The 9,126-nt window shown below is 72.5% G+C and carries 7 protein-coding genes; 4 read left to right on the plus strand and 3 right to left on the minus strand.

Going from position 1 to position 9,126, the window contains the following annotated elements:
- Positions 1-2: 2 nt before the first annotated feature.
- Both ACLFRB_RS01270 and ACLFRB_RS01275 read right to left on the minus strand, forming a co-directional pair.
- Positions 3-350, minus strand: a complete 348-nt coding sequence (locus ACLFRB_RS01270; RefSeq protein ID WP_411067181.1) for a hypothetical protein — start codon at positions 348-350, stop codon at positions 3-5.
- The gene (locus ACLFRB_RS01275) at positions 341-3,682 is read right to left on the minus strand and encodes a YhdP family protein (RefSeq protein ID WP_411067182.1); all 3,342 of its coding nucleotides are present in this window, start codon (positions 3,680-3,682) and stop codon (positions 341-343) included. The genes ACLFRB_RS01270 and ACLFRB_RS01275 overlap by 10 nt, the downstream gene beginning before the upstream one ends.
- Before the next feature lie 60 nt (positions 3,683-3,742).
- Between ACLFRB_RS01275 and glnE the strand changes: the two genes are divergently transcribed.
- From glnE to ACLFRB_RS01290, 3 genes are all read left to right on the plus strand, one after another.
- Positions 3,743-6,712, plus strand: coding sequence for a bifunctional [glutamate--ammonia ligase]-adenylyl-L-tyrosine phosphorylase/[glutamate--ammonia-ligase] adenylyltransferase (gene glnE, locus ACLFRB_RS01280; RefSeq protein ID WP_411067183.1), 2,970 nt, complete (start codon positions 3,743-3,745; stop codon positions 6,710-6,712).
- A gap of 64 nt (positions 6,713-6,776) precedes the next feature.
- Positions 6,777-7,706 (plus strand): branched-chain amino acid transaminase, encoded by a 930-nt coding sequence (locus ACLFRB_RS01285; protein WP_411067184.1) that lies wholly within the window; start codon positions 6,777-6,779, stop codon positions 7,704-7,706.
- An 11-nt stretch (positions 7,707-7,717) separates the two neighbouring features.
- Positions 7,718-7,915 (plus strand): zinc-finger domain-containing protein, encoded by a 198-nt coding sequence (locus ACLFRB_RS01290; protein ID WP_411067185.1) that lies wholly within the window; start codon positions 7,718-7,720, stop codon positions 7,913-7,915.
- A 12-nt stretch (positions 7,916-7,927) separates the two neighbouring features.
- Here the strand turns inward: ACLFRB_RS01290 and ACLFRB_RS01295 are convergent, their stop codons facing one another.
- Complete coding sequence (locus ACLFRB_RS01295; protein WP_411067186.1) at positions 7,928-8,878, minus strand: lysophospholipid acyltransferase family protein; 951 nt, start codon at positions 8,876-8,878, stop codon at positions 7,928-7,930.
- Positions 8,879-8,943: 65 nt separating this feature from the next.
- Between ACLFRB_RS01295 and ACLFRB_RS01300 the strand changes: the two genes are divergently transcribed.
- The coding region (locus ACLFRB_RS01300) for a hypothetical protein (RefSeq protein WP_411067187.1) at positions 8,944-9,126 on the plus strand (183 nt) is incomplete at its 3' end.

Consider the following 9,126-nt stretch of genomic DNA (forward strand, 5'->3'; position numbering starts at 1 on the left):
GCTCATTGTGCCGAGCTCCCCGGCCGGACCGCCAAGCGCAGGGTGCCCCCCTCGGCGGCGTCCGCCTCCATCCAGATGCGGCTACCGGGGATCCCCAGCACCACCAGCCAGTCCCGGACCTCGCGGGCCCAGGTCGTGCCGCCGGACTCCCCGTCGTGGGCCAACTCCACCCGGGCCTCGGAGGCTGCGGCGTATTCGCTCAGCACGGCGTTCAGGGCGGGGTGGCGGGCGGCGGCCACAGGCCCCTCGGGGGCGGTCCAGCCGTCCTCCTCCAGGGTCACCTCTGCGCGAACGGGCAGGGCGGCCAGCAGAAGCAGCGTCGCCGGGACCCCTATCCGCATCAGCGCCATGGGGCCAAATCCTCCCATTGCATCTCCTTGATCCGGTCCAGGAGGACCTCCATGAAGTCCGGCCCCTCCGAGGGATTCACGGCGCCCACCCGGGGGTCGTCCCAGGGGCCCTCCACCCGGTAGTCCAGGGTGGCGAAGGCCTTCTCCCGGCCCGTCAGGAGGTAGCCAACCAGGGGAACCGCCGAGACCACCCGGTCCACGGTCTGCAGGGGCTGGAGGTGGAGGCCCAGATCGTAGGTGCGGTCGCCAAGATTTACGCCACCCCGCACCGCCAGCCGCAGGGCCGCGCTCTCCAGGGCCAGCTCCTGGATGGTCAGGACGCCATCGTCGATGACGGCCCCACCGGCCAGATCCCGGTAGACCAGCCCGCTGCGGCCGAGGTCCCGGAATCCGCGCACCGCCTGCTGGGGCCAGTCCAGGACGTTGAGGGTGGACAGGGCCTTGCTGAGGAAGTGGAGCTCCTCGATCTCCCCCTCCCCCACGGCCACATCCACCACTCCCTCCAAACGACCGCCCCCGTAGGCCAGGGGATGGCTCGGCCAGCCCAGGGCGGCCTCGACGGCGCCCGCTCCCCCCTTCATGCTCGGATAGATCCCCACGTCCCGCAACCAGCGGCCGAGGTCCTGCGTCTCCAGATCCATCTGCAGCAGGGTCCGATCCCGCTCCGCCGTCCACGCCCCCTGCAGGCCCAGATCGGTCTTGCCGACACGGGCCTGCAGCACGGGAAGCATCCACCGCTCCGCGGAAAGGCTTGCCTCCATCCGGAGGTCCCTCAGCACCGGACCGTCCAGAGCGATTCGATCGGCGGTGACCTGCAGGTCCACCGGCGGGATGTCCGCGGGACCCAGGCCCCCGCCACCGCCGCCGCCCCAGGACCCCAGGCCGGGCAGCGTGAGACGGCCGATCCGCAGCACGGCCCGGTCCACACCCTCCCTCCGGTGCTGCCACAAGTACCGGCCCGCCCCGCGGTCCCCCTCCAGGGCGCCGTGCAGGCGATACCCACCAGGAGCGGGATCCCCCCGCGCCTCCACCCGGCCCGCGTACAGGTCCCGGGCGCCCCAACGGACCTTCCCTACCCGCAAGTCCGCATCCAGCCGGGGCGGATCCCAGGCGCCCCCGGCGCCCGGGTGAAGGTCCCTGGCCAGCCGAATCCAGCGCTGCAGGGCCACGGTCCCCAGCTCCCCCCGGAGCCGCAGGCTCCCCTCCTCGGGCTCCGGCGCGGGGCGGTCGAAGCCCACGGCCATCGCCACTTCGGCGCCGTCCCGCACCCAGCGCGCCCGCCAATCGCGGCCCCCATGGCGCAGGCGGATGCGCAGCTCCGGGACGCCCCCCAGATCCCCGGACAGCTCCAGGGATCCCCCCTCGCCGATGCCGTTGAACAGGGGCTCGGGGAAGGCGAGGGCGGCCTCCTCCAGGTCCAGGCGTGCGCGCAGACGGCGTCGACCCTCCCCGGCCACCAGCGTCACGCGGGTCCCCAGGTCGCCGGTTACCCGCCGGAGCAGGGGATGCCCGTGGTCGATACGCCGCGCCGCCTCCTGCAGGGCCCGGGCGGGCAACGTCCCCTCCACCCGCGCCCGGAGGGCCTCCTCGGGACCCTTTGCCAGGTCCAGACGAACCGGTTCGCCCAGCAGGCGCCCCTGCAATCCATCAGCCCGGATGTGCGGCCCCTGGAAGCCCACCTGCCCTTCCACCCCCACCAGCGCCGGCAGGCCAGGGGCCGGCCGGTAGGCGGCTTCATCCAGCCGCACCTGGCCAAACACCTCCGGCTTCGAGCCGCTGGACAGAGGGAAGTCCATGCCTAGGTCCAGGCGGCCCCTCCCCGCCAGCCCCCCCGGCTCCGGGAGCCCCGCCTGAGCAAGACCGGAACGCTCCAGGAAGCGGATGCCATCGGCGAGGCGCAGGTCCAAATCCCCGCTCAGGCGCAGCCGGGGTGGGGCGGCGGTCAGGTCGGGCACGGAGACCTCCAGCTCGCCGAGGTCCGCCTCCAGGACCCGCCCCCTGTGGGCGTCAAACCCGAGCCGGGGGCCGTCCACGGTCAGGGTGCCCGCCACATCCTGCAGCTCCGGCCATCCGGGCCGGTAGTCCAGGGTCGCCTCGGCCACCTCGGCCTCCAGCCGAAACTGCCCCTCGCCCTCGGGGAACGGGAACCGCTCCAGGGGACCCCGCACCACCAGTCGGGTGGAACGCAGGCTCCCGGACAGGGCCCGCTGCAGCCAAGCGCTGGCCGGGCGGGGCAGGGCGCGGATGCGAAAGAGCGGCGCCAGATCCTCCAGGGAAGCCGACTCCCCCTCCAGCTCCAGGTCTGCCCACGGGGCCCCGCCAGCCGCGTCCATGCGGAGCTCGCCACCCCCGGCCAGGCGCACTCCGCCCAGGCCCAGTTCCAGGTCGCGCACGGTGACCTCCTGGCCTTCCCGGTCCCAGCGGTAGCGAAAGCCCCCTTCCGCATGCAGGGCGTTTACGGGGCGGCGCAGGGCGGCGGGCCAGCGGAGGCCGGCCTCCGTAAGGTGCGCGCTGCCCTCCGCCTGCAAGCCCTTCTCCACGCTGCCGGTCACCTCCGCCTGGAAGGCGAGGCTCCCGCGGAGGCGCGCCGGCCCCGCCTTGCCCAGATAAGGCCGCAAGGGCTCGGGGGACAGGGCGGAACCAAAAACCCGGGCGTCCAGCTGCCATCCCGGCGGTCCCGCCCCGAAACGGCCGATACGCCCCCGCGCGCCCACCACGCCACGATCCAGGGAGCCGCGGGCCTCCACGCGATGGCCACCCGGCTCCCGCTCCAGGTCCACCTGCCAGTCCCGCAAGGTGACACGCACCGGCTCCGCAGGACCCTGATCTTTCCAGCGCAGGCGGCTGTCCACGATGCGGATCCGCTGGAACCGGTCCAACAGACCGAATACCCGGTTCTCCTCGGGGGCCATCCGAAGGCCGCCAACCGAGAGCCGGCCCGCCCCACTGTGCTCCATCTCAAGATTCAGCCCTATCAGCTCCAGCTCCTGCAGGCGCACCTCCCCCCGGAGCAAGGGCAATAGCTCCACACCCACCCGCACCCTTTCCACGCGCAAGCTGTGGCCGCCCACCTCCACCCCGGAGACCCGGACCTTCAGCCCCCCAGCCCAGGTCCAGCTGAGATCCTCGAAGGCAACGGGATGGTCCACCCGGCTGCTCGCCAAGTCCTGCAGCTCCTCGCGGACCGGAGCCAGGGAGGGGGGATAGAGGAGGATCCAGGCAACCAGCGCGGTCAGGAGCAGGAGCAGGCCCACCACGGCCCGTAGCACCCAGCGCCAGAAGCCCGGGCGCAGCCACCAGGGGAGGGGCAGGGGGGTGCGGGGCTCGGTCATGGGCGGCGGGGTCCCCGGGCCCGCTTTACGGTGCCGGCCCCGGGGGGCAAGATGGGCGCCATGACCCCATCCGCCCCATCCCCATCCGGCCGCAGCCCCCTGGAGGCGGTGGGCTGCCTGCGCCTCAGCGAGATCATGGGCGGCTCATCCGGTGCCCGGCTGGCGGAGGCCCTGCTGGAGGAGCCCCGGCTGCGCGCGGCCTGGATTCGGGTCCTGGCCAGCAGCGCCTTCGTGCACCGCGAGCTGCGCCGGTATCCGGCCTTGGTGCACGACCTGGTCACCGACCCCCACTGGCTGCGGGAGGACTGGACGCCCGAGGAGGTGCGGGCCCACCTCCGGGAGGCGGTGCGCGGGTGCACCGAGCGCGCGGACTTCCTGGCCGCCCTGCGCCGGGCCCGCAACTGGCTCATGGCGCGCATCGCCTTCCGCGACCTGGCGGGATGGGTGGATTTCCCCCGCACCGCCCGGGAGAGCACCGCCCTGGCGGAGGCCGCGGTGGAGGCGGCCCTGGGCTTCGCCAGCGAGGAGCTGCAACCGCGCTTCGGCACTCCCCGTACCCCGGACGGCACCCCGGCCACCCTCACCGTCCTGGGCATGGGCAAGCTGGGGGGCGGCGAGCTGAACTTCTCCTCGGATATCGATCTGATCTTCGCCTATACCGCGGACGGGGGAACGGACGGGCCGCGGGCCCTCGACAACAGCACCTACTTCACGCGCCTGGGGCGTGCGGTCATCCAGCTGCTTTCCGAGCATACCGCCGATGGCTTCGCCTTCCGGGTGGACATGCGGCTGCGCCCCCACGGCGACGGCGGGCCCCTTGCCCAGCCGCTTGATGGGATGGAGGAATACTACCAAGTTCACGGCCGCGAGTGGGAGCGCTACGCCCTGGTGAAGGCCCGCCCCATCGCCGGGGACCTGGACCAGGGCGAGCGCCTGCTAGCCGACCTGCAGCCCTTCATCTTCCGCCGCTATCTGGACTTCGGCGCCGTGGAGGCGGTGCGGGACCTCAAGACCCAGATCCAGCGCCAGGTGGAGAGCCGCCACTACCGCGACGACCTCAAGCTGGGCCGGGGCGGCATCCGCGAGATCGAGTTCATCGTCCAGGCCTTCCAGCTCCTGCACGGCGGCCGCCACCGTGAGCTGCGGGGCCGCGGCACCATGGCCACCATGGCCGCCCTGCGCGAGCTGGAGCTGCTGCCCGCCTGGGACCTGGACCACCTGGAGGCGGCCTACCTGTTCCTGCGGCGCCTGGAGAACCACCTCCAGATGGCCGCCGACGAGCAGACCCACCGTCTCCCCGAGGAGCCGGAGGCCCTGGAGGGCCTCGCCCGCAGCCTGGATTTCCCGGACACCCCGGCCTTCTTCGATGCCCTGGAAAGCCACCGGGACCGGGTGCAGGAGGCCTTCGAGCAGACCTTCGCCGCGCCGCAAACCGTACACGAGGAGGCGGAGCCGCCCCTGGAGCGGGTGTGGCAGGGCCAGGCCGAGGGCGAGGAGGCCCGGTCCATCCTGGCGGAGCACGGCTACCTGCACCCCGGGGCGGCCCTGGGCACCCTGGAGCAGCTGCGCGGGGCGGCCTTCCTGCAGCGCCTTACCCGCACCGGCCGGGAGCGCCTGGACCGTCTCATGCCGCTGCTCATCGGCGCCGCCGGCAAGACCCCGGCCCCCGCCGTGGCCCTGTCGCGCATGGCCGAGGTGCTGGAGGCCATCGGCGGGCGCTCCACCTACTTCGCCCTGCTCGCCGAGAACCCGGTGGCCCTGGCCCAGGTGGTGCGGCTGTGCGGCGGCAGCCCCTTCCTGGCGCGCTTCCTGGGGCGCCACCCCATGCTCCTGGACGAGGTGCTCGACCCCGAGGATCTGTACGCCTGCCGCCTGCGCGCCTCTCGGGCCGCCGCTCTGGAGCGGGAGCTGGAAGACGCCGACGACCTGGAGGACCGGCTCAACGGCCTGCGCCGGTTCAAGAACATCGAGGTGCTCCATCTGGCGGCCCGCGACCTGCAGGGGCTGGCGGAGCTGGACGAGGTGAGCCGGGGGCTGACGGAGGTGGCCGAGCTCACCCTGGAGCGCGCCCTGACCATGGCCTGGAACGAGCTCACCGAGCGCTACGGCCGACCCCTGTGCACCGACGGCGGCGAGCGGCGCGAGGCCGGCTTCCTGGTGGCGGGGCTGGGCAAGCTGGGGGGCGCCGAGCTGGGCTACGGCTCCGACCTGGACCTCCTGTTCCTGCACGACAGCCGCGGCGCGGACCAGCACACGGAGGGCGGGCGCAAGGGCGAGGCCATGGACAACGGCCGCTTCTTCGCCCGCCTGGGGCAGCGGCTGATCCACTTCGTGACCACGTTGACAGCCGAGGGGGCCCTGTATAGCATCGACATGCGGCTGCGCCCGGGGGGCAAGTCCGGGGCGCTGGTGGCCTCCATCGACCATTTCCGGGAATACCAGCTCGAGCAGGCCTGGGTCTGGGAGCACCAGGCCCTCCTGCGCGGGCGGACGGTGGCCGGGTCCTCCGACCTGGGGGCCACCTTCCAGGAGCTGCGCAGAGAGATCCTGGCCCGACCCCGGGACGAGGAGGCGCTGGCGGAGGCGGTCCGGGACATGCGCGGGCGCATGCTGGCGGAGCACGCCGCCCCTGCGGGGGTCTTCAACATCAAGCGGGACCGGGGCGGGCTCATCGACATCGAGTTCCTGATCCAGTACCTGTGCCTGCGCCACGCCCACCGCACCCCCGCCATCCTCGCCACCAGCAACCGCGCCGCCCTGAGCGCCCTGGCTGGGCACGGACTCGTCGAGCCGGACACCGCCCGGGACCTCGACGAGGCCTACGTGCTGTTCCGGACCCTGGAGAACCGGGTCAAGCTCTTCGAGGACCGCGCCCAGGTGGAGGTAACCGCCGACCCTACCTGGCGAGAGCAGCTCGACCGCATGGTGGACTCCGACTGGCGGCCCGTGGTGCCGCGCCTGGAAACCACCCGGGACCGGGTCCGCGCGGCCTTCGAGGCGATCCTGGGGCCGCCCGTGCGCACCGGCTGAGCCGCCGCCGACCCATCCCCGAACCCCATCTCCGCTTAGCTTGCGAACCGGGAGCGCGAACAACATGTCCATGGCCGACCGCGACGGCAAGATCTGGATGGACGGCGAGCTCGTCGAATGGCGGGACGCCACCACCCATGTCCTCACCCACACCCTGCACTACGGCATGGGGGTGTTCGAGGGCGTGCGGGCCTACAGAACCGAGCGCGGGGCGGCCATCTTCCGGCTCCGGGAGCACACCCGCCGGCTGTTCAACTCCGCCCACATCATGCAGATGCCCATGCCGTTCTCCGAGGAGACCGTCATCGCGGCCCAGCGCGAGGTGGTGCGGGCCAACGGCCTGGACTCCTGCTACATCCGGCCGCTGGCCTTCTACGGCTCCGAGGCCATGGGGCTGAACGCCCAGGGCCTGCAGGTGCACGTGGTGGTGGCCGCCTGGCCGTGGGGGGCCTACCTGGGCGACGAGGGCCTCAAGCACGGCATCCGGGCGGTCACCAGCAGCTACACCCGCCACCACCCAAACATCACCATGACCGAGGCCAAGCTTACCGGCGGCTACTTCAACTCCATGCTAGCCCACCGGGAGGCCCAGGAGGCGGGCTTCGACGAGGCGGTGCTGCTCGACCCCTACGGCTTCGTGGCGGAAGGGCCCGGCGAGAACATCTTCATGGTGCGCGACGGCGTCCTCTACACGCCGCCGTTGTCCACGGCCCTGGACGGCATCACCCGCAAGACGGTGCTGGAGCTGGCCCGGGAGGAGGGCATCGAGGTCCAGGAGAAGCCCCTGTCCCGGGACACCTTCTACATCGCCGACGAGGCCTTCTTCTGCGGCACGGCCGCGGAAGTGGTGCCCATCCGGGAGATGGACAACCGCACCATCGGGTCCGGCAGCGCAGGGCCGGTTACCCAGCGGCTGCAGGCCCGCTACTTCGACGTGGTTGCCGGCCGCGATGCCCGGCACACCGACTGGCTCGATTTCGTCTACCAGGACTAAGGGGACTCACCGTGACCGCCAATCAATACCGCGTCGTCGAGGTGACCGAGGACGACCTGCCGCTGCATTGCCCCACTCCCGAGATGACCACCTGGGACTCCCATCCCCGGGTCTTCCTGCCCATCGAGGAAAGCGAGGACGGCGAGGCACTCTGCCCGTACTGCGGGATCCTCTACCACCTCAAGCGGCGGGAGTCAAAGGCCAGCTGAGCCCGGCCCCCCTCAGGGTCGGATGGCCCCCGACCACGGGGGCGGACGCAGGCCGGCCACCAGCTCGCGGGGCTCCCGACGCCAGCGGCGATGCACCCAGAACCACTGGGCGGGGGCCAAAGCGATGCCGGCCTCCATGGCCGCCACCGTCTCGGCGGTGAGGTCGCGGATGCCCGCCTCGTCGTCGCCGAAGGCACCCGGCTCGATGGGCGGCAGGACCACCATGCGGAACCGCTCGGGGGCCTCCCGCACCAGGAAGGCGGGCAGGATGGGGGCCCCGGACTTCTTGGCGAAGCGGGCGAGAGTGGTGGGGACGCGGGCTACCTCGCCGAGGAAGGGCAGGGGGATGCGCTCGGTGCCGCGCAGGTGCTGGTCCACGAGCATGGCCACCGTCTCCCCCCGCCGCAGGGCGGCCATGACCTGTCGGCTGGCCCGGCGTCGGTCGATGGGCTGAACCCCGTGGCGACCGCGGGCGGCGCGCAGGCGCTCCTCCAGGATGGGGTTGTCCAGGGGCCGGTAGACCCCGTTAAGCGGGTTCAGACCGTATTGGGGCAGGATCTGCCCCATGAGCTCCCAGTTCCCCGCGTGCACGCTCAGCAAAAGCACGCCCCTGGGATCGGCGGCGACCGCCTCCAGATGCTCGCGGCCCTCCACGGCCCGGACCATCTCCTGCAGCCCCTCCAGGGACAGGGTCTCCAGAAGCGGGATCTCCCCGGCCAAGTGGCCCAGCTCCCGGAACACCTCGCGCACCTTTTCCGCTGCGCCCTCCTCCCCATAGCGCAGGGCCAGCGACTCCCGGGCGATGCGGGCGTGGCGGCGATCCACGAACCGGGCCCATTCGCCCACACGTCCCGCCAGGGCGTAGCGGAACCGAACCGGCAAAGAGCGAAGCAGGCGCAGCAGACCGCCCAGGGCGGCGGCCTCCAGGCGATGGCGGAGGGTGGGTGGATTCTGGGCTTCCATGGGCTTCTCGAGGCTTGGCGGAGGCGCGCATTGTACCCTACTTGCACGGCGCTCAAAGGAGCCCCATGAACCCCATGCCGAATCTGCCCGTAACCGCCCGCCTTTGCGAAGCAGCCTACGGCCTGCTGCGCCGGCTGGTGCCGCGGTGGCCCGGCGCCGGGGACCGTCGCAGGGCGCTGGACAACCCGGTGGCCCCGGCGGGGCGCCCGCGCCTCTGGCTGCACGCGGGCACCCGGGCGGGTCTGGCC

It is taken from the genome of Thiohalorhabdus sp. (genome assembly GCF_046545655.1).
Classification (GTDB): Bacteria; Pseudomonadota; Gammaproteobacteria; order Thiohalorhabdales; family Thiohalorhabdaceae; genus Thiohalorhabdus.

Bases quoted from the DNA above. Each gene is read 5' to 3' on its own strand.
- ACLFRB_RS01275 (WP_411067182.1), bottom strand. From the start codon at position 3,682: ATGACCGAGCCCCGCACCCCCCTGCCCCTCCCCTGGTGGCTGCGCCCG.
- glnE (WP_411067183.1), top strand. From the start codon at position 3,743: ATGACCCCATCCGCCCCATCCCCATCCGGCCGCAGCCCCCTGGAGGCG.
- ACLFRB_RS01295 (WP_411067186.1), bottom strand. From the start codon at position 8,878: ATGGAAGCCCAGAATCCACCCACCCTCCGCCATCGCCTGGAGGCCGCC.
- ACLFRB_RS01270 (WP_411067181.1), bottom strand. From the start codon at position 350: ATGGCGCTGATGCGGATAGGGGTCCCGGCGACGCTGCTTCTGCTGGCC.
- ACLFRB_RS01285 (WP_411067184.1), top strand. From the start codon at position 6,777: ATGTCCATGGCCGACCGCGACGGCAAGATCTGGATGGACGGCGAGCTC.